The organism is Capnocytophaga sp. oral taxon 863 str. F0517, assembly GCF_000466425.1.
In the GTDB taxonomy this organism is placed as follows: Bacteria; Bacteroidota; Bacteroidia; order Flavobacteriales; family Flavobacteriaceae; genus Capnocytophaga.
Genome location: NZ_KE992182.1, coordinates 35,267 through 59,401 on the forward strand (window position 1 = coordinate 35,267; position 24,135 = coordinate 59,401).

The window sequence follows — 24,135 nt, forward strand, 5'->3', positions numbered from 1 at the left end:
CCTTACTATGGTTGGAAAGTATCGTTGCTTCTATCTATATCGGTGGAGATATGATAGGGGTCAATGATTACTTTTTGGATGTTTTCAAAGGGAATAGCCACCTCAAAGCTATAGGTAGGATATGCCCAACCCCAGTCGGGGAATACTTGGCGTTCATAGCTATAAGGGTTTGCTTTTTGTCCGAACTGCATGCGTAGCGGGATATAGCAATAGTGGGTCTTACCACTCTTATCTACGACAAAGACATCGACAGGGAGGGGAACACGCCCTACGCGGCGTAGGGTGATTTGGGTTTGTGCGCCTTTGCCTTCTACCTTATCTACTGCATAATCCACATGATCGGGGGTTTGCATGAACTCGTTGAGGTACCAGCCTAATTGCATACCGGAAACCTCTTCGGCACAGCGGATTAGGTCATGGGGTTGTGGGTGCTTGAAGGCAAATTTCTTGAAATAGAGCTGTAGGGTCTTCTCTACTTGCTTTTCTCCTATGATATATTCCAACTGGCGAAGAAAGAGACTTCCCTTGACATAAGCACTTGTGGAATAAGCATAGTTGGTATTGAAGCGATCGGAGTGATGGGTAGGGGTCTCTTCATATTTGGATTTGACATAGCGGTCATAAGACCTATACAGGCTTACAAAAGGCGCTTCGCCGGTGATACGGCTGGTTGCCAAGTCCTGTATATAAGTGGTAAAGCCCTCGTCCAGCCATGGATAGAGGGTCTCATCGGAGGCTAAAATATGCTGGAACCAAGCATGGCCTAACTCATGTATCGCAGTGCCCAATAGGGAGCGATAGTCATCCTCTCCTTTGATAAGGGTACACATGGCATATTCCATACCGCCATCTCCCCCTTGGATAAAGGAGTATTGTTGCCATGGATAGGGGCCGACAAATTGATTATAGAACTCAAAGGTCTTGAGCATGTCCCCTTGGATACGCTTCCATATTTCAGGATATTTCTTGTAGAGGAAGTGTAGGGTAACTCCATCGCCAGCATCGAGCTTATCATGGATAAACTGTGGGTCGGCAGCCCAGGTAAAGTCGTGTACCATGGGTGCATAGAAGTGCCAAGTGCGGGTGTTGCCCTTTACCTTGGGTACTTTCACACCTGTATCCTCGTAGCCGAAGCCTATTTCGTTCTTGTTCTGCAAGTAACCGGAGCCTCCTACGATATAGTCCTTATCGAGGGTGATTTTTACATCAAAATTGCCCCATACCCCATAGAATTCACGGCCGATGTATTCGGAGGTATTCCAGCCGCGGTAGTCGTATTCGGCCAATTTGGGATACCACTGGCTCATGGAGAGCGCTACCCCATCGGGGCTGTTTCTACCAGTACGGCGAATCATCACCGGAGCCTGTCCGGCAAAGTCCATACGGAAGACGGTACTTGAGTGAGGGGCAATGGGCTTGTTGAGTTCTACCTTGAGGATAGTCCCCTCGGTGTGGTACTTCACAGGAGTGCCGTCTTGGGTGAGGTTATTGACCTTGAGGTAACCGATTTCTTCAGGCTTAAGGGAAGCAATACGGCTTTCCTTGATCGTTTTGCCATCGACCTCTTTTTTGGTAACCATACGGCTATCGGGGTCTAAGATGTTTTGCAGGCGGATATCCATCTCGCTACCGGGCTGGAAAGCGTTTAGGAAAAGATGATAGAAGACAACCTTGAGCGTATCAGGAGCGTTATTGGTGTAGGTAAGCTCCTGCTTTCCGGTGTATTGGTAGTTTTTTACGTCCATATTGACCTCCATTTTGTAATCTACTTTTTGTTGCCAATAAGGAGCATTTTGCCCTTGGAGGGTACCTATAGTCCCCAATGCTACCAAGGAGAGCATGTGTCGGTAATTCATCACTGTTACAGTTTTGTAATTATGGACACAAAGTTACGAATTTTGTAGCGTATTTTCTAATAAAAAATAAAAAAACTTAGCTTGTCTTATCTGATTTTTTTTTCTTATTTTTGTACCTTCTATCTGATAAAAACTTTCTCATGGAACTGAAACTAACTCGTCCGCTTTGTTTCTTTGATTTGGAGACTACTGGCACTGATGTCTCCCGCGATCGCATCGTGGAAATCTCCATATTAAAGGTATACCCCAATGGCAACCGCGAGAGCAAGACCTGGCTGGTGAATCCTACGATCCCCATTCCGCCTGCCTCTACCGATATTCATGGTATCAGCGATGCGATGGTGTGTGAGGCGCCTACCTTCAAGGAGCTGGCCAAGCAGATACATAACCTGATCAAGGATTCCGACTTAGCCGGCTATAACTCCGACCGCTTTGATATTCCACTACTGGCTGAAGAACTGCTGCGTGCTGGAGTGGATTTTGACCTCAAGAACCGTGTGACCGTGGATGTACAGACGATCTTCCACAAGATGGAACAGCGCACCCTCTCGGCCGCTTATAAGTTCTATTGCAAGAAATCCTTGGACAATGCCCATTCCGCTGAGGCCGATACCACTGCCACCTACGAGATCCTCAAGGCGCAGCTCGATACCTATGCCGATACCCTGCCCAATGACATCAAGCAACTGAGCGACTTTACCACCCGCAAGCAAGTGGCTGACTTTGCGGGCTTTATCGCCTATAACGAACAAGGAGAGGAGATATTTACTTTTGGCAAACACAAAGGGCGCAAGGTAACGGAAATCTTGGACGAAGAACCTGGCTATTTCGGCTGGATGCTCAATGCCGACTTTCCCCTCTATACCAAGAAAGTGCTCACTGCGATCCGACTTAGGAAAATGGGACAGTGAACAGTGAAGAGTGAACAGTGAAAAGTGAAAAGTGGACAGTGAGTAACGTTTTTCACTATTTGCTATTCACTTTTTACTAAAAAACCGCTCTCCAAGAGGAAAGCGGTTTTATTCATATGGAAGAAAAGTTTATACAATTTCTTAGAAGTAAAGGTTTAAGAGAACAGAAGCAGTTCCGAAACCAGTCTTTTCAGTAGCTCCATTAGCAGGAGAGTTACCAATACCGAATTTGAATGTATTATTTTCACCTGATTTTTCATAACTGATGGTTACAGGGAAAGCATATTGAGCTCCTAAAGCTACTTTAGGGAAGATAAAGTACTCAACACCTGCAAATCCTTGTGCACCTAATAAGAAGTTAGTATCATTCTTAGCAGGAGAACTGAAGCCGATAAGGGCATCAGCACCATAGAATCCTTGAAGGCGGGTAGTTCCTTTTCTCCACTCTTTACCATAACCAGCTAAAAGACCAAAGGCTGTTTCAGCGTCATTATCACTTTTTGATTTTTTGTAAGAGAAAAGTAAGTTAGCAGTGTAGCGGTCAGCAGTAGTGTCAGAAGTAAAGTTTTTTCCTACAAAGCTAACACTATTGGCAAATCCTGGTAGTTTTGTAGCATCATTGCTGTTGAAATTTACTTCATTACCATTGGCACCATTGAAAGCATTTCCGACAAATTTTAAAGCACTGTTGGCATTGAATCCGATAGACCAGTCACCTTGTTTAGGAAGGTAGTTTTCTCCTTTAGAAGAAACGAGTTCTTGTGCATTTGCAAAGCTGAAAGCCAATACAGCTACAGCTGATAAAAGAATTTTTTTCATCTTAAAAATGTTTTTAAATTTGGGGCAAAGATAGGTTTTTTTCTTTAACCCAAAAATCTTTATGGATGTTTTTTCTATGTAAAACATGTAAGATATTTGTATTCAAGAGGTTACAAAAGGAATATTTTAAGAAAACATTAGTGATTAGTGCTCTGTGGTTGGTCACTAAGCACTAAGAACGAACCACGTAACTACACAAAAACTAACTGCTAATGCGAATCAATAAGTTAAATAACTAGAAATATAGGTATTTATAAAAGTTGTAAGTGACTTATTATTAATGATTTATAATTACATCCCCCTAGCCCCCCTCAAGGGGGGAATAGTATGCTGGTGTCAAATAGAGTAGTGAAGATTTGACCTAAGTATGCTGATAATCAGAATGATAGTTCGGCTGAATGCAATTCCCCCCTTGAGGGGGGCTAGGGGGATGTATAGAAAGATGTTGAATATCAACGGATTACTATATAAAGTGTATTATTTTAACTACTGATTCGTGTCTCTAATTTATAAAGAGTATAAATAACGAAATAGAGCTGTTAAAAGTCGGTTTTATATGAATTAATTCAAAAAAAAATGATACTTTTGCACGACTTTTTAAGAAACTAACTAATTTATATCCTATGTCAAGCGACATCCGTATTCGAAAAGGATTGGATATTCAGCTCAAAGGAAAAGCTGAGCCTGTAACCAAGGCGGCACCATTGGCCGCTGTGTATGGGATCAAGCCTGCTGAATTCCACCGCGTCATCCCTAAGCTCATTGCACGCGAGGGGGCAACACTCAAAGCCGGAGACGCCGTTTTCTACGACAAAAGAGACGAAAGGGTACTCTTCCCTTCTCCCGTTAGTGGTACTATCACGGAGATTATCCGTGGAGAACGCCGTAAAATTCTGGAAATCAGAATTACTCCCGATGCTACTCAGTCTTTCCAGGACTTTGGAAAGAAGGAGGTAAACTCACTCTCTCCAGAGCAAATCAAAGAACACTTGCTCGAGTCAGGTGCTTGGCCGCTCATTAAGCAACGTCCGTACGATGTGATTGCTAACCCTGACAGCCAGCCTAAGGAGATCTTCATCTCGGCTTGCAAGACCAATCCGCTTGCCCCTGATTATGACTATGTGCTCAAGGGCAAGGAAAAAGAATTGCAGGTAGCCCTTACCGCCCTTTCCAAACTTACCACTGGTAAGGTGCATGTATCTGTCTTCAAGGACAGTTCCCTTTCTCCTTTCCGAGGCCTCAAGGATATCGTATTGCACAACGTATCAGGGCCACACCCAGCAGGAAACGTCAGCACCCAAATTGCGAAAATCAGCCCTATCAACAAGGGGGAAGTGGTATGGGTGGTTGCTCCTCAGGACTTGGTAGTTATAGGAGAGCTTTTCCTTACCGGTCACCTAAACCTTACCCGTACGGTAGCCCTTACAGGAGCTTCTTTGGCTAATCCACACTATGTAACGGCTATTGCAGGGGCTCAAATCAAGAGCTTGGTAGCCGAGCAGCTAAAAGAGCCTGCCGCTACCCGTATCATCAGTGGGGATGTGCTTACCGGTCGAAAGGTATGTGAAAACACCTACTTAGGCTTCTATGATGACCAGATTACAGCCATTGCAGAAGGCAACGACTACGACCTATTGGGTTGGGCAAAACCTATAAGCAACAAGATTTCTCTTACCCGTGCCTTGACCTTCTCTTGGCTCAATCCTACTAAAGAGTACGACCTCAACACCAATACCAACGGAGAGCAACGCGCCTTTGTAGTAACAGGTATGTATGAGGAGGTATTCCCGCTAGATATTTACCCTATGCAGCTGCTCAAAGCCTGCTTGTATAAGGACTTGGACGAATTGGAAAACTTAGGAGCGTATGAAGTAGCCCCTGAGGATTTTGCCTTGACCGAGTTTGTATGTGTGTCCAAACAGCCACACCAGCAAATCATCAGAAACGGTTTGGATTTGATGATGGACGAATTGGGATAAAAGTTGCTATAGCATATGTCCAGACCCGCAACGAAGCAAGATTTAGAGGCTTTAGCCAAAGAAAACTACCAAAAGTTAGTTTCTTTGATAGAAGCACTATCAGACAAAGAGCGAGAAAAAGCATTTCCCGAAGGTACTATGAATAGGAATATTCGTGATGTCATAGGTCACTTGTATCATTGGCATTTATTATTCTTAAACTGGTACGAGGTAGGGATGCGAGGTGAGAAACCCAAAATACCCAAAGAAGGCTATACTTTTTCTGACACCCCTAAGCTCAACCGAGAAATATGGGAGCAGTGTCAAGGAGTGTCACTTACTGAGATACGCTCACTTTTTGAAGCTACTCATAACAAAGTGTTTCAACTTATACAGAAACACACAGATGAGGAGCTTTTCACTAAGAAAAAGTATCACTGGACGGGGAGTACTTCTTTAGGCTCTTACTTAGTTTCGGCAACATCAAGTCATTATGATTGGGCTTTAAAACTAATTCGCAAATCCATAAAAAAGAAATAATTAACTTATTCATAATAAAATGAGTTTAAAAAGTAAATTACATACACTAAAAGAAAAGTATAAGGGAACCAAGTGGGAAACGACCTTCAATGCGCTCCACACTTTCCTTTATACGCCTAATGAAGTAACCCATGGGGGTACTCACATTAAGGCAGCAGATGACCTAAAGCGGACGATGAATACCGTGATTATGGCGCTGATTCCCTGCTTGATTTTTGGTATTTTCAATGCAGGATACCAACACCAAGTGGCTTTTGGTACTTTGGAACCTCAGGCAGGTATGTCCTTTTTCAGTGGAGACTTCTGGAGTGGGACTAACTTCTGCATAGGGGCGATGAAGGTACTCCCCTTGGTGATTGTCTCCTACCTTGTAGGTTTGGGGATTGAGTTTGTTTTCGCAACCATCCGCAAGCACGAAGTAGAGGAAGGTTACCTAGTAACAGGGATGCTCGTACCCCTTATCGTACCTATTGATATTCCTCTTTGGATGCTTGCCACAGCGGTTGCTTTCGGGGTGATCCTCGGTAAGGAAGTATTCGGTGGTACTGGTATGAATATCGTAAACCCTGCCCTTACCATCCGTGCCTTCTTGTTCTTCGCTTATCCTACTTATATGACAGGGGACAAGATATGGGTAGAAGGTGCCTTGGGCAGAGCCAATGAAATCGCAGGAGGTGCCCAATTGGATGCCGTATCAGGAGAGACCATCTTGGGAAGCTTAGCCCAAGGACAGACAGGTACTTATCAGCTATCCGACCTCTTCTATGGGTTTATCCCAGGTTCAGTAGGGGAGACCTCTACACTGCTTATCCTCTTAGGAGCTTTGTTCCTTATCTATACCAAGATCGCTTCTTGGCGTATTATCTTGAGTACCTTTGTAGGGGCTTTTGTAATGGGAAGTATTTTTAACTGCTTGGCACCAAGTATGGAAGGTACCCAGTTCTACGCCTTGTGGAACTTACCCGCTTATGAGCATTTGCTTATCGGAGGTTTGGCTTTTGGAGCCGTATTCATGGCTACCGATCCGGTAACAGCGGCACAGACCAATACAGGGAAATACATCTACGGCTTCTTCGCGGGCTTCTTTGCCATTATGATACGTTGCTTCAACCCAGCTTATCCAGAAGGGGTGATGCTCGCTATCTTGCTGATGAACGTATTGGCGCCTACCATAGACCACTTTGTGGTACAGGCCAATGTATCTCGCCGTAAAAAACGCTTAAAACTAACTACTAAAACCGCATAATTATGGCAGTCAAGACAGAAAGTAATTCATATACAGTGATTTTCGCCATTGTCATGGTGGTAATCGTAGGGGCTTTGCTGGCGGGGATTTCTTCCGCACTTAGCGGCCAAATCAGTGAAAATAAGAAATTGGAGAAAAAGCAAAATATCCTTTATGCCATGGGTGTGAATCATAATGAAGGCGCCCTTGGAGAAGGTAAAGTAGTTTTCCTCACTACTACAGAGGCCAATACTGAGTTTGACAAATATGTAAAGGCACAGTACCTTATAGATCCTCAAAGCAATACCGCTAAGGAAGTAAAAGGAGCTGAAGACCTTATCAACTTCAACGGACACCGCCCAGGACTTCCTCTCTATGTAGGAGAGAAAGAAGGAAAGACCCTCTATATCATTCCTGTAAACGGGCGAGGATTGTGGGATGCTATCTGGGGCTATATAGCCGTAGATAAGGACTTTGTGATACAAGGGGTGTTCTTTGACCACAAAGGAGAGACTGCCGGCTTGGGAGCCAACATTAAGGAACGCTTCTTCATGGACGACTTCATAGGAGAACATGTATTGGACGGAGCAGGTAACTTCCAAAGTGTTCAGATCTCAAAGAGCAATGCAGACCCAGAAAACAAACGTAAAGAGGACGGAAAGGTAGATGCCATCGCTGGAGCCACCCTTACCGGAAACGGGGTAGCAGAGATGATTGCACACGGACTTTCCCCTTATGTAGCCTATATTAAAAGTTTAAACCAATAAGACGATGGGACTAACAAAAAAAGATATCAAATTAGTAACTGATCCCCTATGGGATAATAACCCCGTAACGGTACAGGTATTGGGGATCTGCTCCGCGCTGGCCATTACCGCTCAGCTCAAAGCCGCGATCGTAATGAGTCTTTCCTTTACCTTCGTATTGGCCATGGGGAACGTAGCCATTTCTTTACTTAGAAATGTGATACCACCCAAGATTCGTATCATCGCCCAGCTGATTGTAGCAGCTGCCTTGGTGATTGTGGTGGATTTTGTGCTCAAAGCCTTTGTATATGACCTAAGCAAACAGCTATCGGTATACGTAGGGCTTATCATTACCAACTGTATTTTGATGGGACGTTTTGAGGCTTTCGCTTTGGGAAATCCTCCAGGGAAGTCTTTCCTTGATGCCCTTGGAAACGCCGGAGGGTACTCCATCGCCTTGCTTATTGTTGCTTTCTTCCGCGAACTCTTAGGTTCAGGAACCTTGCTCGGCTTCCAAATATTGGGAGACCCTATCAAGAAAACAGGGGTATATGCCTTGGGCTATGAAAACAACGGCTTTATGCTTTTGGCTCCTATGGCCTTGGTAACCTATGGTATCGTAGTATGGGTACAGCGCTCACGCAACAAAGCCCTTATAGAAGAAGGTCATTAATCACTTAAAACGAAAAGAACATGTTAGAATATTTAACACTGATATTTAAATCTGTATTCTCAGAGAATATGATTTTCGCTACCTTCTTGGGTATGTGTTCGTACTTGGCGGTATCCAAAAAGGTATCTACGGCTATAGGTTTGGGAGCAGCTGTAGTTTTCGTGCAAACCCTTACAGTGCCTATGAACTACTTGCTTAACCAATATATTCTCAAAGAAGGTGCCCTATCATGGCTCGGTGAGGAATACGCCTCTTATGACTTGAGCTTCCTCACTTACATCCTCTTTATCGCTACGGTAGCTACCATGGTACAGTTGGTTGAGATCATTGTAGAGAAGTTCTCTCCTTCTTTGTATAACTCCTTGGGGATCTTCTTGCCTCTTATTGCGGTGAACTGTGCCATCTTAGGAGGGTCACTCTTTATGCAATCTCGTGAGGAAACCATCCACTCTTTCGGCCTTTCCGTAGCTTACGGATTCAGTTCAGGATTGGGTTGGGCAATCGCTATCTTGGCCTTGGCTGCCATTCGTGAGAAAATACGTTACTCACATGTACCAGCCCCTTTGCGAGGCTTAGGGATTACCTTTATCACCACAGGGCTTATGGCCATTGGCTTTATGAGCTTTGGGGGTATGCTTACCGGTGGTAGCAGCAAGAAGGAAGAACCTAAGAAAGAAACCACAACCGTTCAACAAGAAGTAAAAACTGATAAATTAGCCAATAACACAAAAGACTTAAGTAATGATTTTAGCAAGTGAAATATTAACAACTATTACGGTAACGGTGGTAGGATTATTAGTGATAATCCTCTTGTTAGTGGCGATTTTGCTTTATGTAAAACAAAAACTAACCCCATCGGGGCCAGTGAAAATTACCATCAATAATGATAAGGTAATAGAAGTACCCCTAGGTGGTTCCTTGCTTTCTACCTTGGGTAACGAGAAGATCTTCCTCCCATCGGCTTGTGGAGGTAAGGGCTCTTGCTTGCAGTGCGAATGCCATGTGTACGAAGGTGGGGGAGAAGCCCTTCCTACTGAAACACCTCACTTTACCAAAAAAGAACTCAAAGAGGGCGTACGCCTTGCCTGCCAGGTAAAGGTAAAACAAGATATGAAAATCGGGGTACCTGAACAGGTCTTCGGTATCAAGAAGTGGCAAGCTACCGTAGTGAGAAACTACAATGTGGCTTCCTTCATCAAAGAGTTCGTGGTGGAAATCCCAGAAGATATGGACTACAAACCAGGAGGATATATCCAGATAGAAATTCCTCCTTGCGAGGTAAAATACTCCGATATTGATATTACTGCTCACCCAGTAGAACACCCAGGTGAGCCAGAGAAGTTCAAAATGGAATGGGATAAGTTCAAGCTATGGCCACTGGTGATGAAAAACCCAGAGCCTGCTGAGCGTGCTTACTCTATGGCCTCTTACCCTGCGGAAGGGCGCGAAATCATGCTTAACGTACGTATCGCTACCCCTCCTTTTGACAGAGCTAAAGGCGGCTGGATGGATGTAAATCCAGGGGTAGCCTCCTCTTACATCTTCTCTCGCAAACCAGGAGACAAGGTAACCATCTCAGGGCCTTATGGAGAGTTCTTTATCAACGAATCCGATGCCGAGATGTTATACGTAGGTGGGGGAGCAGGTATGGCGCCTATGCGTTCGCACCTATACCACCTCTTCAAAACATTGAAGACAGGACGTACCGTAACTTACTGGTATGGAGGTCGTTCTAAGCGTGAATTGTTCTACATAGAGCACTTCCGTGAATTGGAGCGTGAGTTCCCTAACTTCAAGTTCTTCATCGTGCTTTCCGAGCCCCTACCAGAGGATAACTGGAAAGTGAAGAAAGACATCAACGACAAAGAAGGGGATGGTTTCTTAGGTTTCGTACACAATGCGGTAATCGAACAATACTTGAGCAAACACGAAGCACCCGAAGATATTGAACTCTACTTCTGTGGTCCTCCGATGATGAACAAGGCTGTTCAGAAAATGGGACAAGACTTCGGTATGCCAGATGAAAACATTCGTTTCGACGACTTTGGAGGTTAATCACTTTTTCCATAATAATGAAAATCCGACTCAGCAATGGGTCGGATTTTTTGCTAATAGTGAAAAAGATTTGTCATTTATCATTGGTCATTTGTCATTAAAGTTGTAATTTTGCGCCCGTTTTAATCACTATCCTATGTTAATCAGATATTGTGCTATTATCTTTGGCTGTTTGGCCTTAGGAGAGTTGATCGTTTATCTTACAGAGATTCACTTTCCTTCCAGTATTATAGGAATGATACTACTGACCCTTTTTCTACACTTAGGCTGGATCAAGCTGCATTGGGTCAAGGCTTTTTCAGATATGTTGATCTCTCACTTAGGGCTGTTCTTCGTGCCGCCCAGCGTGGCTATATTGGCTTACTTTGACCTTATAGCTAAGAATTTTTGGTCTATCAGTGCAGCAATTGTGGGCAGTACCCTCATTGTGATGGTGGTAACAGGCCATGTATATCAATTTATCCGCAAAAGAACCAAACATCACCACGATCATGAAAATATTTGAAAATCCTTTAGTCCTTTTAGCCATCACCTTTGGCGTCTATTACGGAGTCCTTATGCTCCAACAGAAATACAAATCCGTGTTCCTCAACCCTGTGATGCTCGCCGTTTCTGTGCTTATAGGTTATCTGCTCATCTTCAATATCTCTTATGAGACCTATGAGCACAATGCAGGTATGTATATTGATTTTTGGCTTAAGCCCTCTATTGTGGCTATGGGAGTTCCTCTATACCAACAGCTTTCTAAGATTCGCAAACAACTTTTGCCACTCTTAGTCTCCCAGTTTGTGGGTAGCTTGGTTGGGATTCTTTCCGTATGCTATATCGCCAAGGGCTTAGGTGCCGATGCGCATATCATTCGCTCTTTAGCCCCTAAGTCCGTAACTACCCCTATTGCCCTTGAGGTGTCCAAGACCCTCCATGGGATTACCTCCCTTACGGTAGCGGCAGTGATTGTGACCGGTATATTGGGGTCTATTTTAGGCTTTAAGGTGCTCCAATGGACAGGTATCAAAAGCCCAATGGGGCGTGGTATATCCTTAGGAACAGCCTCTCATGCCTTGGGGATTATGGCTGCCTTCAACCTTAGCGAAAAGCACGCGATCTACGCCAGCTTAGGAATGATTTTCAATGGGATTTTCACGGCTGTTTTAGCACCTATCGTAATGCCTTTTATCTTGTAAGGAATCGTAAATAGCTTGAGCGGTGCGCTCACTGGCGCCTTCGTTGCCTAATTTTTCTCGCAAGGCTTCGTAATCCTTGAGGAGTTTTTCTCTATAATCAGCATTTAGGAGTTTGTTGAGTTCTGCTTTGAGGTTTCGGGTGTTGAGCGCTCCCTGGATAAGTTCAGTAACCACGGGAGCATCCATAATAAGATTGACCAAGGAAATATACTTGAGGCTAATGACCCGCTTGGCTATTTGGTAAGAAATCCAATTGCCTCGGTAGCACACCACTTCGGGGACATTCAATAAAGCTGTTTCCAAGGTAGCTGTGCCGCTGGTGACTAAGGCCGCATAGGAGTGAGCGAGTAGGTCATAGGTCTTTCCACTTACAAAATGTACATTTTCTTCCTTGATAAACTGCTTATAAAAGTCATATCCTAAAGAGGGTGCCCCTGCAATAACAAACTGGTATAGATGATAGCTACCCACCACCGAGAGCATCACCGAGAGCATTTGGGCAATCTCCTGCTTGCGGCTACCTGGTAACAGGGCAATGATAGGGCGCTCATCTAAGCCGTTTTCTCTTTTGAATACTTCCTCGCTAACCTCCTTCCTCGCTGCAATAGCATCTAACAGAGGATGTCCTACAAAGTGTACGGGATATTGGTGCTTCTCTTCATAGAAATCTTTTTCAAAAGGTAGAATGACATACATGGCATCTACATCCCTTTTGATTGCTTTGATGCGGTTTTCCTTCCAAGCCCATATCTGTGGGGAGATGTAATAATGAGTAGGAATTCCCTGCTGCTTAGCCCACTTAGCAATACGCATATTGAACCCAGGATAATCAATGAAGATAATCGCATCAGGCTGAAATTGTATGATATCTCGTTTGCAAAAATCAATATTTCGAAGAATTGTTCGAAGATTGGTAACCACTTCCCAAAATCCCATAAAAGCCAAATCGCGGTAGTGCTTGATGAGCTTTCCTCCTACAGCTTCCATACGATCACCTCCCCAAAAACGGAATTCAGCCTCGGGATCTATTTGTTGTAGGGCGCGCATGAGGTTTGCCCCATGTAAGTCGCCAGAGGCTTCACCAGCGATAAGGTAGTATTTCATAACGATGAATATTTTTGCAAAGATACTATTTTTTCAAAAATAATTGTATATTTGCCTTGCGATTATTTATCCTATATGCTAAGCAAAAACCAATTCAAGTTAGTACAAAAACTCTCTCAGAAGAAACATCGTAGCGAAACAGGACTCTTTGTGGTAGAGGGGAAGAAGAGTATAGTAGAGTTTGTCCAGGCAGGCTATAAAGCTGAAGCTATCTATGCAACAGAAACATTCTCCCCTGTTCTCTCTGGGCAGCCCTTGAGCCTTGTGACCAAGGAAGACCTCTTGAAGCTCACCAGTTTCAAAAATCCTGATGAAGGGGTGGCTATTTTCCACCAACCCCAGCATAAGGGTATCTTGCAAGAAGGACTTATCTTGGCCTTAGATAATATCCAAGACCCAGGTAATTTGGGTACGCTGATCCGCCTGTGTGATTGGTTTGGTATAGAGACACTTCTGTGCAGCGAGCAGACGGTGGATTGCTATAATCCCAAGGTCGTACAAGCCTCCATGGGGTCACTCTCGCGGGTGGGGGTGCATTACCTTCCCTTGGCGGGTTTCTTGGCTACTTGTGCCTTACCGGTATATGTAGCCACTTTAGAAGGAGAGAACCTCTATACGAGTCCTTTTCCGAAGGATTGTGTAATTGTCTTGGGCAACGAAGCCAATGGGGTCAGTCCAGAGGTTGCCGCTTTGGCTAATGGGGCTATTACTATACCACGCTTTGGCAAGCTCCAACAGGCAGAAAGCCTTAATGTCGCTATGGCGGGAGCGATTATAGTAAGTCAAGTAATAGGTAAAAATAATGACCAATGATTAATGACCAATGTGAGCTTATAAAAACAAAAAAAACGAGAGATTTTACAAAAATCTCGCATTTTTTATTTGTATTGCAGCTCAAGGGCAAGTATATAGGTTGCAAAAGGGAGTAGGAGAGGGAAGATTATAAAGGTTAATGAAAAATAGAAAAATAATAATTAGTTTTTGCTATAACTATAAATATTTTTGTATATTTGCCCCTGTTTTAGAACAATTGTTTGTAAAATAAAGAACGTAATAAATAAGTATTTTATGAAAAAGAAAATTCTTATAGGCCTTTTGGCCACTGCATTAGGAGCTAATGTATCAGCACAAGTAAAGGATATTAGTTTTGCGATAGCTCCTACCGCAGAATATGTATGGTGGAATAAGAAATCAGCGATAGAGAATGGCTTTATGGCGGGTGGTTATGTAGGTTTTGGCTTTGGCAAAAACTTAGAGTTACTCGGCTTGTACAGTCAGTCATTAGGATTGAAATCGACCATAGATGGTTTTTCGCTTCCTGATAATATAAGGGATGCTTTTTCACCTTCCGATGTAGCGGTATACCGCTGGGGTGGAGAACTCAAAGGGAATATCCCTATGACGTATTCTTTCCAGCCTTATGTAACCTTAGGCTCTGGTATACAGACCGTAAAGGTAGATCCCACTAAGCAAGATGCTATTTATTTTACCTTTGGCTTGGGAGCTAAGTTCAATTTGCTAAGACGACTTACACTCAACCTTCAGGCAAAAGGCTATCGCTTCAATTCGGATGCGCCTAATGTCCTTTATAAAACCTCCGAAGCACCCACAAGTCCTTATAATCAATGGATAAAAGATAATATCTCGAAAGGAAATCTCTACAACTGGTCTCTTGCAGCAGGCTTAGAATGGTATTTAGGAGGGCGCAATCCTAACGAATTGACCGAGTTCGATCGTTCTTATACCAGTCTTAAGAACTTCAAGGTGGTCGTTGCTCCTGCCATCGGATATATTGATTTTGATGATGCTAACAACTTCCGTGATACTTATTTGGCAGGTATCTCCTTAGGATTCGACTTTACAGAATACATAGGTGTAAGAGGGTTCTATTACCAAGCCATGGAGGATGAAAAAGTAAGCACGAACTTTGACAAGCTCTCGCTCTATGGGGCGGACTTTTTGGCACGTCTTAATGTGTCAAACGGCGTGGTACCTTATATTACCGTAGGGGCAGGACGCCTTAGGGCAGGCGAAAGCTATCAGGGAAAGGTGGCAACGGCTGAAAATAGATCTGGTATTTTTGCAAAAGGAGGATTAGGAATGGCTATTCCCATAAGTAAACATTTAGAACTGTTCGGGGTAGCTAATATCCTATATACCGCTAATAATGAAGGGGCTCATAGCGCTTTGAGCTCTCCCAATAAGCTGCAAAAAAATATTTTCTATAGTGCAGGTATTCGCATCAAATTAGCTAAAGAAAACAGCTATACTTATCAAGACCCTGCCAACGAACTTCATGTGGAAGCCCAACAGGAAGCAAAGCAAACTAAGGTTCAACAAGCACCTAAAACAACAATAGCCTCTCAAAAGCAAAAAGATATAGACTACTATAATGCACAAATCGCTGTGGTAGAAAAACAAATACAATTGGCCTACCGACAGAATGATATGAAGAATGCAGATCTATTGCTAAAAGAAAAGAAAAAATGGGAAGAATTGCGTAACAATTACGTAGCAGAGCATATTCCTTATCCAGCAGGAGACCAAACACATTTGGTAAGAATGACTCCAGAACAACTACAAACCTTAATCTCTGAAGTAGTTCAAAAAGTAGAAGAAGGAGAAGGGAAAACACCAGATCAACGTATCGATAGGCTTGAAAAATTGTTGTTAGAAATCAATAACAATAATAAAAAGATAGAAGAACAACAGAAAATGAATCAGTCTGTCCTTGAAGCTATCCAAAATTTGAAAGAAAGTGTGGAGAAAACAAATATCATTGTTCCTACAGTGAAGAATGCTCCTATAAAAACAAATAAACCTAAATAGAAAAAGCCCAAAACTATGAATAATATCATAATAAAGGGGATTATATTTATATTAGTGTTTGTTCCTACTCTTATATATGCTCAAGATAAGCTACCACATCAACAAACAGAAATTGTTCTCTCTGAAGGGGAGTTACAATTGCTTTTACAAAAAGTAGCGGAGGCTAAATTGAGAAAAATAAGATCGGAAAAACTGACTAATCTGCATAAATCTCAACAAAAAGAAGCAGCTTCAAATATATATAAATCCAATGAAATAAAGAATTTTTACTATTTAGCGCAACATGCAGACTCCACTCATACAGATGTAGAACAGCTAAATAGGAAAATGGATCTTCTATTGGCTTATATGATGAAAAAGGATAGCATTTCGGTTATTCATGTAACAGATACTGTCAAATACGTGATTAGAGGTTCCAATACAGCCAGACGTGTGGCTAATAATAATCCAAATAAAGCCAAGCAGGCAGCCAATAATCCGAATACAGCTAAGCAGGTAGCTAATAATAATCCGAATACAACTAAAAATGTGGCTAATAATTCGAATGAGGAGGCTTTGCAAAAACAATTGAGTACGATATACAGATCTGTAAATGATCTAAGTAACCAGCAAAAGCAATTAGCCGTATCAATAGCCGCATTAGCTGCATTGAATAATAAAGACAAACTGGAAAAAATCCAACAGCGCTTAGATTCCGTTTTGTTAGTATCTAAAAAACAAACAAATAATCAAGTGCAGGATAATAAAGTACGAAATAATGAAGTACAGCATAAAGTAGCGAATAATGAAGTGTTACAAAATGAAGTACAGCAACATGAAGTAGCAACACAGCGCATAGCAGCACCTGTTCACAATGAAGTGAATGTTGTTATTTCAGAGGAAAGAAGGCGTACATTAGAAGATTTGTTGGCTAAGTACGGACATAAGAAAACACCTATTTATTTTGCTAATAATGCCTATAGTCCGCTGCCACATGATACAGAGGCTATCAGCCAAATAGTAAGCATGCTTAACGATAATCCAGAGCTGTCCATTCTATTGGAAGGCTATGCGAGTGATGTGGGTTCCTCCGCCTACAATAATCAATTGTCTATGAGGCGTTCGGAAAGCGTAGCTCGCTTGCTGGAGCAGCGCGGAATTGCTTTGCAGCGAATCCTTACTGCTTTCAGAGGCATAGACCATTCGGTGGATAAGGAGAAAGCCCGAAGAGTAGATATATCGGTCATCATACGTTAATAAAAAATGCGAGATTTTTCGAAAATCTCGCATTTTTTATTGTTAAAAAGAAGGGTAAATCATAAGCCGGATTCTGTGCTTTCCCTTCAGGAGAAAGAGCTTATCATTTATCTGGATGGACTGTTGCCAGGCCATTCTAACCGCCTACCCTCCGACACGGAGCGAGCCACTCTTAGTTGCCGGTATACTTGGCGTTGCACCCTATAGAGTTTACCTGATTTCACTACAGCCGAACTGTACTTGCTTTCTGTTGCACTGGTCCTCGCCTTACGGCGGACGGGCGTTACCCGCTATAGCGCTCTGTGGTGTCCGGACTTTCCTCTACCCGAAGGCAGCGATAAGCTGATTTACCCAACTTTATTAAGTGAAGAGTGGAAAGTGAAGAGCGAAAAGCTATTCACTCTTCACTTTTCACTTTACACTATCAAAGGTATTTCCTTGATTGATATCGCCTGTATTATATCCTTTCATGAACCATTCTACTCGCTGCTTAGAGGTACCATGGGTGAAGGAGTCGGGGACTACCTCTCCTTGCATGCGTTTTTGGATGGCATCGTCTCCTACGGCGTTGGCAGCGCTTATGGCCTCATCTATATCGTCGGCATCGAGATATTGTTTGTCATAGTGCGCCCATACTCCCGCATAGAAATCGGCTTGGAGTTCGAGAGCTACCGAGAGTTTGTTAGCCTCCTTTTGGCTGAGTCCTTGTTGGGCTTGGCGAACCTTTTTGGAGGTCCCCAAGAGTGTTTGTACATGGTGGCCTACCTCATGCGCCATTACATAAGCGATGGCAAAGTCGCCCCCTTTGGCACCAAAGCGTGTACGCAGCTCCTCGAAGAAGCTCATATCCATATAGAGCTTGTGATTGCCAGGGCAGTAGAAAGGCCCTACAGCACTGCTGGCGTTTCCACAAGCGGTCTGTACTGCATTGGTGAAGAGCACTAAGGTAGGCTTCTGGTAGGTTCCTAAATTGTTGTCTTTGAATATTTTAGTCCAAATATCCTCCGTATCGGCCAATACGGTTGCGGTAAAGGCTTTGATTTCCTTTTGTTCCTCTGTAAGGTCAGCCTCATTGGCTACTTGGGAGGTTTGTTGTGTTTGGTTGAACTGCTCTAAGATAGGCGCGACGGCCTGTCCGGTTTCCCCTCCAAAGAGTTGGAGCAGGACAATTACAATTCCTAACAAGCCGCCACCGGCAGCCACTTTTCCTGTGGTACTCACCCCACGGCGGTCTTCCACGTTGTCACTTTGTCGTCTTCCTTGCCACTTCATAAGGTTGTTTTTTTGGGGACAAAGATACAACTTTTAATGATTAATGACAAATGAGTTATTTATATTAATATTCTCATTGCAAACGATCCAAATTCTTTTCTAAAATCTTATTCAGTACTTAAGTTTTATAAGTAGTTTAAATTGTTGAAAATCAATGTATTATATAAGATTCTCTAAAAAAAAGGAAAGTTGCACAAGAGAGTATATTAGGGGAGGTTTGTTGTGCTTTGGTATAATTTTTGTACATTTGTACTCAAAATAAGAATCTCATGGCTTATACTATTACCATCACCAGCGACAGTCCTCAAGCCTTAGCTTTTATAAAAGAAGCTAAAAAACTTGATTTTGCGAAAGTTACAAAAATCAAAGAAACTAAGACTAAAAAAAATCCTATCGAAACAAAGAAAAGGATTAAGAAGCCTATGCCTGCTTTCGAAGAAGAAACCAAAGAACAATATGAAGCTATAATGGAGTTGTCAAAAATAGCAAATAGAAATATAGCTCATAAATTAGCTAAAGCAAAAAACTTAGACTTACCCTTCAAGACAGATGAAGTGAGAAAGCACCTATACAAAAAGAAAGTATAACCTACATTTTGTAGGTTATTTTTATTTTATATCTTTTTTGTTATTCATCTGTATTGGTTACTTCCTATAATTCTATACCTCTAAATTCTTGATAACTTTGGCAAAAAACATTTGCGAATGACAAAAAAAGATTGTATCTTTGTCCGAATTTTTTATTAGCAAACGTAATGAGCGAACCATTAGATCCAAACAAATATTCGGCCGATAACATTCAATCCTTAGAGGGGATGGAGCACGTGCGTGTGCGCCCATCCATGTATATAGGGGATGTAGGGGTGAGAGGCTTGCACCACTTAGTATATGAGGTGTTGGACAACTCTATTGATGAGGCACTTGCAGGCTATTGCAACACTATATCGGTGATTATCAACCCTGATAATTCGGTAACGGTAGAGGATAACGGGCGTGGTATCCCGGTGGATATACATAAGAAAGAAGGCGTTTCCGCTCTTGAGGTGGTGATGACCAAAATAGGGGCAGGAGGAAAGTTTGACAAAGGCTCTTATAAGGTCTCTGGAGGGCTGCATGGGGTAGGGGTATCCGTCGTTAATGCTCTTTCGACCCACCTGACTGCTACTGTGTACCGCGACGGGAAGATATGGGAACAAGAATATGAACGTGGGGTAGCCCTCTATCAAGTCAAAGAAAAAGGGGCTACAGATAAGCGTGGTACTAAGGTTACTTTCTTGCCTGATACAGAAATTTTTCAGCAAACGGTAGAGTTCAACTATGATATCTTGGCCAATCGTATCCGAGAGTTGGCTTTTTTGAACAAGGGAATCCACATTACCTTGACCGACTTGCGCAATAAGAATGAAAAAGGGGAGCCTGTGAGCCAAAAATTCTACTCTGAAAAGGGATTAGAAGAGTTTATCCAGTACTTGGATGGCAATCGTACCCCTATTATCAAGAAAATCATTGCTATGGAAGGGGAAAAGAACGATATTCCTGTGGAAGTAGCCATGATTTATAACGATTCCTTCAATGAGAACCTACATTCGTATGTCAATAACATCAATACCCACGAAGGAGGTACTCACTTACAAGGCTTCCGTATGGGGCTTACTCGTACGCTGAAGAACTATGCCGACAAATCGGGTTTGCTTGAAAAGGCTAACAAGGACAAGAAGAATCCTTTGGAAATCTCAGGGGATGACTTCCGAGAAGGACTTACGGCCATTATCTCGGTTAAGGTAGCCGAACCCCAGTTTGAGGGGCAGACCAAGACCAAATTGGGGAACCGTGAGGTGACAGCAGCTGTTTCGCAGGCTGTTTCTGATATGTTAGAAAGCTATTTGGAAGAGAACCCCGAAGATGCCAAGACGATTGTCAATAAGGTTATATTAGCTGCTCAAGCTCGCTTGGCCGCAAAGAAAGCCCGTGAAGCCGTACAGCGTAAATCTCCTATGGGAGGGGCAGGCTTACCTAACAAATTGGCCGATTGTCAAGATAGAAATCCGGCTAACTGTGAACTCTTCTTAGTCGAGGGGGATTCTGCGGGAGGTACAGCCAAGCAAGGGCGCGACCAGAAATTCCAAGCGATTTTGCCGCTACGTGGTAAGATCCTCAATGTGGAGAAGGCCATGCAGTACCGAGTGTTCGAGAACGAAGAGATCAAAAATATCTATACTGCCTTGGGGGTTACCATAGGTACCGAAGAGGATTCAAAAGCACTCAATATTAGCAAACTAAGATATCATAAGGTAATTATCATGAGCGATGCTGACGTGGATGGTTCGCATATTGCTACACTGATTTTGACTTTTTTCTTCCGCTATATGCGCGAGCTGATAGAGGAAGGACATGTGTATATTGCCACCCCTCCGCTTTATCTGCTTAAGCAAGGGAAAAAAGAACAGTATGCTTGGTCGGACGAAGAGCGTGATACCCTTACCAAGGAGTTCTATGAGCAAGCACAAACCAAGGTAACAGTACAGCGCTACAAAGGTTTGGGAGAGATGAATGCGGATCAGCTGGCCGATACTACCATGAAGCCGGAGCACCGTATCCTAAGAAAAGTACATATAGAAAATGCGGTAGAGGCCGATAGGATCTTCTCTATGCTGATGGGGGATGATGTACCACCTCGCCGAGAGTTTATCGAGAAAAATGCTAAATACGCAAAGATAGATGCTTAAGAAATAAAGAGCGACCGACTGGCCGCTCTTTTTATATTTACTCTCTTCCGATAAATTGTGGATCGCTTAAGGTTTGCATAAAGGCGATAAGTGCCTCTTTCTCCGCTTCGGTGAGGGGAATACGTCGGTTGTTATTCTTCAGGATAGGGTCTAAGTTGGGGTAATCCAATACCCCCTGATCGAAGTAGTCCAATACTTCTTTCAGGGAAGCAAATTGGCCAAAACTGCCGTAGGGAGCCGTATAGGCGATATTGCGTAAGGAGGGTACCCGAAAGCGATAAAGGTCGTCTTCGCTACCTGTAACGCGCCCTCTTCCTGATTCTTCTACCCTGTCGGGGTGTTCGGGGAAGCCAATATTTCTAAAAGATTCGTCGGTGAAGAGGGTACCCTTATGACAGGAAGCACATTTGGACTGAAATAGCTCGTATCCCTGTTGTTCCAAAAGGGAGAAGGTAGCGGTATGGTCGCGTGTGACACGGTCATATTTGCTGTTGGCTGAGATCAGGGTATACATGAATTGGGCGATACTTCCTAAGATGCGGTCAGAGGTGATTTGGGCATCGCCAAAAGCCTTAGTGAATGCCTCCTTATAATAGGGATCATCCTTGAGCTTTTCCTTTACTTCTAAGAGCGAAGAGTCCATTTCCTCATGGGTAACGATAGGAGTTATAGGCTGTTCCTTGAGATCGACCACGGCACCATCCCACATATATTCGGTCAGGAAGGCCATATTTTGAATAGGAGGTGTATTGCGAAGGCCTATTTTTCCAGCGACCCCCACAGCACGTGGGTTTCTATCAGCATAGGCCTGTCCGCGGATATGGCAAGTAGCACAAGAGATAGAGTTGTCCCGACTTAGGCGTACCTCGTGGAAGAGTTTGTCGCCTAAGGCTACGCCATACTCGGTAGGATAGGCAGTCTCAATAAGAGGATTGAGAGGAGGGAAATTGGAAGGAATCGAAAGTGATAGCCTTGGATTGGTCAGTTGTAAGGCTTCTTCTTTAGGGATATCAGTTGTGTTTTTGTTGCAGGCGTATAAAAAGGGGAGTAAAAGGGAGAATTTTAGTATGTTTTTCATAGGTATATAAAATAAATTAGAAATAGCCTGCACTCAACTATTATTAAGTGCAGGCCTACATATGGAGAGGAAAGCAATTATTTTACACTAAGGATGGAGAACATCCCTACTTTGTCCAATTTGCTGTTATCTAAGTTTGATAGAGGGGTTTCAGGATTAGGTTTTTCATCAGTGGGGAATATTTTTGTGATGATTTGTTTTCCATCAATTCCCTGGTTTCCACCTATATTATTTACAAAAGGGAACATATTGTTAAGGTTATGGATTACAGGTATTTTTCCGGTTAAGGAAATTTTATTGGTACCATTGATGAGTTTGTCAAAATCAGCTTTGATAGTTACCTTGGCAGTAGTTCCTTTTTTTACAGTGAGATTTTTAGGAAAGTCTAAGGAAACAAAGCGGAAAGCATCTCTATCAGCATTGAGAATGAGATCTTTTATTTCTTTTGTATTACCATCTTCTCCCTTTATTTTTGTACCCTTAAAGGCACTACCAATATGGATAGAAAGTTCTCCATCAGTGACAGCAGGGAGGTCTTCTCCTTTCTTATTTTTACCTGGTGTAGGGTTGGTGTACCAGCCTTCGAGTTTTACAAAGCGGTAACCATTAGCCCATTCCCAGTGCATGATTTTTCCGTTTTCAAAGGAGTATTTACCTGTAAGTTTGTAGAAGTTAGGGAACTTTTCTTGAAGCTTAAGATCATTAAGGTCTTTCTTTACCCCTAAACCAAATTCAATTCCTTGATAATCTCCTTCTGGAATATTATTAAGGACAGGGCTTAAAGAAGCAACATTTTCTTGGTTGATTAAAAAGCCTCCTTTGTCCAAATCTTCTGTGTTGTAAGGTACTTTAGTACCATCGGATTTTACAAGTACTACGTTGGTAATTACATACTTTACTTCAGAGAATTTGAGGGTTTGTCCGTTGGAAGTGTATGCTTCAGCATTAGCTGGACCAGTTCCCAAGACTAATTTTTTGTCACCTACATAATTTTCAAATTGTAAGGAGATTTTTCCTTCACCTTTTAATTCAGAATCAGGCTTTTTTTCACCTTGCTTTGAGTTATTATCGTCTTTACTACATGAAGAGAGTGCGGCCACTGTAGTGATAGCCATGAGGAGTGTTTTGAATTTTCTCATTTTTATATAAATTAAAATTTTAAAAATTAGGTTTTAGGGGATGTTTTTCTATCCCTAAAGTATAAAAATAGGGGGAATATTAGGTGGTTAAAAGAATAATTGTTTTTTAAGATTCACTTTCTACAATAAGTTCTTCTAAATCTTTCCATTCTTCAGAACTATTAATATAAGTTTGTTTTTTTCCTTTAGGAACAAATATTTTCAGAGAAGGTTCTTCTACTTTTCTTTTTAAAGAACTATATTCAATAGAAGGCGGAGTAGCTCCCTTGAACACTATTTTCTCTAAATTTGAACACCATTCTACTACATCAGTATCTAATTTTTTAAGAGAAGCAGGGAAAATAATCTCTTTTATGGCATTCTGACTAAAGGCGTTATAACCAATGGTTTGTATTCCTTCATAGAGCGTAATTTTGGAAAGGGCTTTGCAACCGTAGAAGAAAGTATCAGGGAGTTCGGTGAGTCCTTTGGGAAGCTCCAACTCTTGCAAGTTTGTACAATCTGAGAAAGCTCCTCTTCCAATACTTGTTACTGTCTTAGGGATAGATACTGTTTTTAAATTAGTGCAATCCATGAAGACTTGATCTTCCATAGTAGTAATTCCTTTAGGGAGAATAATATACTCTATATTTTTATTCCCAGAAAAGGCTTCTTCTCCTATCTTAGTAACCTCTTTGAAAGCCTCTATAATATCCATATCTAGACTCTTTGTATTGGCTCCTTTCCACTTAACTAAGGTCTTTTTATCTTGGCTAAGTTCATAGTCTTCAGGAGTTACTTTGGAA

At 42.5% G+C, this 24,135-nt stretch carries 22 protein-coding genes and 1 other RNA gene; 15 read left to right on the top strand and 8 right to left on the bottom strand.

The window, feature by feature from the left end:
- Positions 1–5: 5 nt before the first annotated feature.
- The gene (locus HMPREF1551_RS12705; RefSeq protein ID WP_034544731.1) at positions 6–1,856 is read right to left on the bottom strand and encodes a M1 family metallopeptidase; all 1,851 of its coding nucleotides are present in this window, start codon (positions 1,854–1,856) and stop codon (positions 6–8) included.
- 140 nt (positions 1,857–1,996) lie between these two features.
- Between HMPREF1551_RS12705 and HMPREF1551_RS12710 the strand changes: the two genes are divergently transcribed.
- The gene (locus HMPREF1551_RS12710) at positions 1,997–2,767 is read left to right on the top strand and encodes a 3'-5' exonuclease (protein WP_021629586.1); all 771 of its coding nucleotides are present in this window, start codon (positions 1,997–1,999) and stop codon (positions 2,765–2,767) included.
- 141 nt (positions 2,768–2,908) lie between these two features.
- On the opposite strand, the gene HMPREF1551_RS12715 is transcribed toward HMPREF1551_RS12710, so the two are convergent.
- On the bottom strand, positions 2,909–3,586 hold the full coding sequence (locus HMPREF1551_RS12715; RefSeq protein ID WP_034544737.1) for a hypothetical protein: 678 nt from the start codon (positions 3,584–3,586) through the stop codon (positions 2,909–2,911).
- A 623-nt stretch (positions 3,587–4,209) separates the two neighbouring features.
- Between HMPREF1551_RS12715 and HMPREF1551_RS12720 the strand changes: the two genes are divergently transcribed.
- The 9 genes from HMPREF1551_RS12720 (at position 4,210) to HMPREF1551_RS12760 (ending at position 11,967) form a co-directional block, all read left to right on the top strand.
- Positions 4,210–5,565, top strand: a complete 1,356-nt coding sequence (locus tag HMPREF1551_RS12720) for a Na(+)-translocating NADH-quinone reductase subunit A (RefSeq protein ID WP_021629588.1) — start codon at positions 4,210–4,212, stop codon at positions 5,563–5,565.
- A 15-nt stretch (positions 5,566–5,580) separates the two neighbouring features.
- Positions 5,581–6,084: a DinB family protein gene (locus HMPREF1551_RS12725; RefSeq protein WP_021629589.1), complete on the top strand. Its 504-nt coding sequence runs from the start codon at positions 5,581–5,583 to the stop codon at positions 6,082–6,084.
- Positions 6,085–6,103: 19 nt separating this feature from the next.
- Positions 6,104–7,330, top strand: a complete 1,227-nt coding sequence (locus HMPREF1551_RS12730; protein WP_021629590.1) for an NADH:ubiquinone reductase (Na(+)-transporting) subunit B — start codon at positions 6,104–6,106, stop codon at positions 7,328–7,330.
- A 2-nt stretch (positions 7,331–7,332) separates the two neighbouring features.
- Entirely contained in the window at positions 7,333–8,076 is a 744-nt protein-coding gene (locus tag HMPREF1551_RS12735; protein ID WP_021629591.1) for a Na(+)-translocating NADH-quinone reductase subunit C, read from the top strand.
- Between the two features lie 4 nt (positions 8,077–8,080).
- Positions 8,081–8,728 (top strand): NADH:ubiquinone reductase (Na(+)-transporting) subunit D, encoded by a 648-nt coding sequence (locus HMPREF1551_RS12740; protein WP_021629592.1) that lies wholly within the window; start codon positions 8,081–8,083, stop codon positions 8,726–8,728.
- 20 nt (positions 8,729–8,748) lie between these two features.
- Positions 8,749–9,486, top strand: coding sequence for an NADH:ubiquinone reductase (Na(+)-transporting) subunit E (nqrE, locus tag HMPREF1551_RS12745; protein ID WP_021629593.1), 738 nt, complete (start codon positions 8,749–8,751; stop codon positions 9,484–9,486).
- Positions 9,470–10,783, top strand: coding sequence for an NADH:ubiquinone reductase (Na(+)-transporting) subunit F (nqrF, locus tag HMPREF1551_RS12750; RefSeq protein WP_021629594.1), 1,314 nt, complete (start codon positions 9,470–9,472; stop codon positions 10,781–10,783). Before nqrE ends, nqrF begins: the two co-directional genes overlap by 17 nt.
- A 136-nt stretch (positions 10,784–10,919) precedes the next feature.
- Positions 10,920–11,288, top strand: a complete 369-nt coding sequence (locus HMPREF1551_RS12755) for a CidA/LrgA family protein (protein ID WP_021629596.1) — start codon at positions 10,920–10,922, stop codon at positions 11,286–11,288.
- Entirely contained in the window at positions 11,275–11,967 is a 693-nt protein-coding gene (locus HMPREF1551_RS12760) for an LrgB family protein (RefSeq protein ID WP_021629597.1), read from the top strand. Before HMPREF1551_RS12755 ends, HMPREF1551_RS12760 begins: the two co-directional genes overlap by 14 nt.
- Here HMPREF1551_RS12760 and lpxB read toward each other — a convergent pair.
- Positions 11,935–13,071, bottom strand: coding sequence for a lipid-A-disaccharide synthase (lpxB, locus tag HMPREF1551_RS12765; RefSeq protein WP_021629598.1), 1,137 nt, complete (start codon positions 13,069–13,071; stop codon positions 11,935–11,937). The genes HMPREF1551_RS12760 and lpxB overlap by 33 nt on opposite strands.
- A gap of 75 nt (positions 13,072–13,146) precedes the next feature.
- Between lpxB and HMPREF1551_RS12770 the strand changes: the two genes are divergently transcribed.
- The 3 genes from HMPREF1551_RS12770 to HMPREF1551_RS12780 all read left to right on the top strand — a co-directional run bounded on the left by HMPREF1551_RS12770 (position 13,147) and on the right by HMPREF1551_RS12780 (position 17,136).
- Entirely contained in the window at positions 13,147–13,884 is a 738-nt protein-coding gene (locus HMPREF1551_RS12770) for a TrmH family RNA methyltransferase (RefSeq protein ID WP_021629599.1), read from the top strand.
- A gap of 255 nt (positions 13,885–14,139) precedes the next feature.
- Positions 14,140–15,900, top strand: a complete 1,761-nt coding sequence (locus tag HMPREF1551_RS12775; RefSeq protein ID WP_021629601.1) for an outer membrane beta-barrel protein — start codon at positions 14,140–14,142, stop codon at positions 15,898–15,900.
- A gap of 15 nt (positions 15,901–15,915) precedes the next feature.
- Entirely contained in the window at positions 15,916–17,136 is a 1,221-nt protein-coding gene (locus HMPREF1551_RS12780) for an OmpA family protein (protein ID WP_021629602.1), read from the top strand.
- Positions 17,137–17,183: 47 nt separating this feature from the next.
- Here HMPREF1551_RS12780 and rnpB read toward each other — a convergent pair.
- Both rnpB and HMPREF1551_RS12785 read right to left on the bottom strand, forming a co-directional pair.
- Positions 17,184–17,490: RNase P RNA component class A (rnpB, locus tag HMPREF1551_RS13260), an RNA gene on the bottom strand.
- Positions 17,491–17,547: 57 nt separating this feature from the next.
- Complete coding sequence (locus tag HMPREF1551_RS12785) at positions 17,548–18,408, bottom strand: neutral zinc metallopeptidase (protein ID WP_021629603.1); 861 nt, start codon at positions 18,406–18,408, stop codon at positions 17,548–17,550.
- A gap of 269 nt (positions 18,409–18,677) precedes the next feature.
- On the opposite strand from HMPREF1551_RS12785, the gene HMPREF1551_RS12790 reads away from it, so the two are divergent.
- Entirely contained in the window at positions 18,678–18,995 is a 318-nt protein-coding gene (locus HMPREF1551_RS12790) for a hypothetical protein (protein ID WP_021629604.1), read from the top strand.
- Positions 18,996–19,162: 167 nt separating this feature from the next.
- Positions 19,163–21,133 carry a DNA topoisomerase (ATP-hydrolyzing) subunit B gene (gene gyrB, locus HMPREF1551_RS12795; RefSeq protein WP_021629605.1) on the top strand — a complete coding sequence of 657 codons (1,971 nt, stop codon included), beginning with the start codon at positions 19,163–19,165 and terminating at the stop codon, positions 21,131–21,133.
- A gap of 37 nt (positions 21,134–21,170) precedes the next feature.
- Here gyrB and HMPREF1551_RS12800 read toward each other — a convergent pair whose 3' ends face one another.
- The 3 genes from HMPREF1551_RS12800 to HMPREF1551_RS12810 form a co-directional block, all read right to left on the bottom strand.
- A complete protein-coding gene (locus tag HMPREF1551_RS12800; protein ID WP_021629606.1) occupies positions 21,171–22,211 on the bottom strand; it encodes a cytochrome-c peroxidase in 1,041 nt (346 codons plus the stop codon).
- 77 nt (positions 22,212–22,288) lie between these two features.
- The gene (locus tag HMPREF1551_RS12805) at positions 22,289–23,350 is read right to left on the bottom strand and encodes an MbnP family protein (protein ID WP_021629607.1); all 1,062 of its coding nucleotides are present in this window, start codon (positions 23,348–23,350) and stop codon (positions 22,289–22,291) included.
- Positions 23,351–23,456: 106 nt separating this feature from the next.
- Positions 23,457–24,135, bottom strand: a 679-nt coding sequence (locus HMPREF1551_RS12810) for a leucine-rich repeat domain-containing protein (protein WP_021629608.1), incomplete at its 5' end; no start/stop codon positions are given.

Bases quoted from the DNA above. Each gene is read 5' to 3' on its own strand.
- lpxB (WP_021629598.1), bottom strand. From the start codon at position 13,071: ATGAAATACTACCTTATCGCTGGTGAAGCCTCTGGCGACTTACATGGG.
- HMPREF1551_RS12755 (WP_021629596.1), top strand. From the start codon at position 10,920: ATGTTAATCAGATATTGTGCTATTATCTTTGGCTGTTTGGCCTTAGGA.
- HMPREF1551_RS12785 (WP_021629603.1), bottom strand. From the start codon at position 18,408: ATGAAGTGGCAAGGAAGACGACAAAGTGACAACGTGGAAGACCGCCGT.
- HMPREF1551_RS12770 (WP_021629599.1), top strand. From the start codon at position 13,147: ATGCTAAGCAAAAACCAATTCAAGTTAGTACAAAAACTCTCTCAGAAG.
- HMPREF1551_RS12805 (WP_021629607.1), bottom strand. From the start codon at position 23,350: ATGAGAAAATTCAAAACACTCCTCATGGCTATCACTACAGTGGCCGCA.
- nqrE (WP_021629593.1), top strand. From the start codon at position 8,749: ATGTTAGAATATTTAACACTGATATTTAAATCTGTATTCTCAGAGAAT.
- HMPREF1551_RS12800 (WP_021629606.1), bottom strand. From the start codon at position 22,211: ATGAAAAACATACTAAAATTCTCCCTTTTACTCCCCTTTTTATACGCC.
- HMPREF1551_RS12740 (WP_021629592.1), top strand. From the start codon at position 8,081: ATGGGACTAACAAAAAAAGATATCAAATTAGTAACTGATCCCCTATGG.
- HMPREF1551_RS12775 (WP_021629601.1), top strand. From the start codon at position 14,140: ATGAAAAAGAAAATTCTTATAGGCCTTTTGGCCACTGCATTAGGAGCT.
- HMPREF1551_RS12715 (WP_034544737.1), bottom strand. From the start codon at position 3,586: ATGAAAAAAATTCTTTTATCAGCTGTAGCTGTATTGGCTTTCAGCTTT.
- HMPREF1551_RS12705 (WP_034544731.1), bottom strand. From the start codon at position 1,856: ATGAATTACCGACACATGCTCTCCTTGGTAGCATTGGGGACTATAGGT.
- HMPREF1551_RS12720 (WP_021629588.1), top strand. From the start codon at position 4,210: ATGTCAAGCGACATCCGTATTCGAAAAGGATTGGATATTCAGCTCAAA.
- HMPREF1551_RS12760 (WP_021629597.1), top strand. From the start codon at position 11,275: ATGAAAATATTTGAAAATCCTTTAGTCCTTTTAGCCATCACCTTTGGC.
- HMPREF1551_RS12780 (WP_021629602.1), top strand. From the start codon at position 15,916: ATGAATAATATCATAATAAAGGGGATTATATTTATATTAGTGTTTGTT.
- HMPREF1551_RS12790 (WP_021629604.1), top strand. From the start codon at position 18,678: ATGGCTTATACTATTACCATCACCAGCGACAGTCCTCAAGCCTTAGCT.
- nqrF (WP_021629594.1), top strand. From the start codon at position 9,470: ATGATTTTAGCAAGTGAAATATTAACAACTATTACGGTAACGGTGGTA.
- gyrB (WP_021629605.1), top strand. From the start codon at position 19,163: ATGAGCGAACCATTAGATCCAAACAAATATTCGGCCGATAACATTCAA.
- HMPREF1551_RS12710 (WP_021629586.1), top strand. From the start codon at position 1,997: ATGGAACTGAAACTAACTCGTCCGCTTTGTTTCTTTGATTTGGAGACT.
- HMPREF1551_RS12735 (WP_021629591.1), top strand. From the start codon at position 7,333: ATGGCAGTCAAGACAGAAAGTAATTCATATACAGTGATTTTCGCCATT.
- HMPREF1551_RS12730 (WP_021629590.1), top strand. From the start codon at position 6,104: ATGAGTTTAAAAAGTAAATTACATACACTAAAAGAAAAGTATAAGGGA.
- HMPREF1551_RS12725 (WP_021629589.1), top strand. From the start codon at position 5,581: ATGTCCAGACCCGCAACGAAGCAAGATTTAGAGGCTTTAGCCAAAGAA.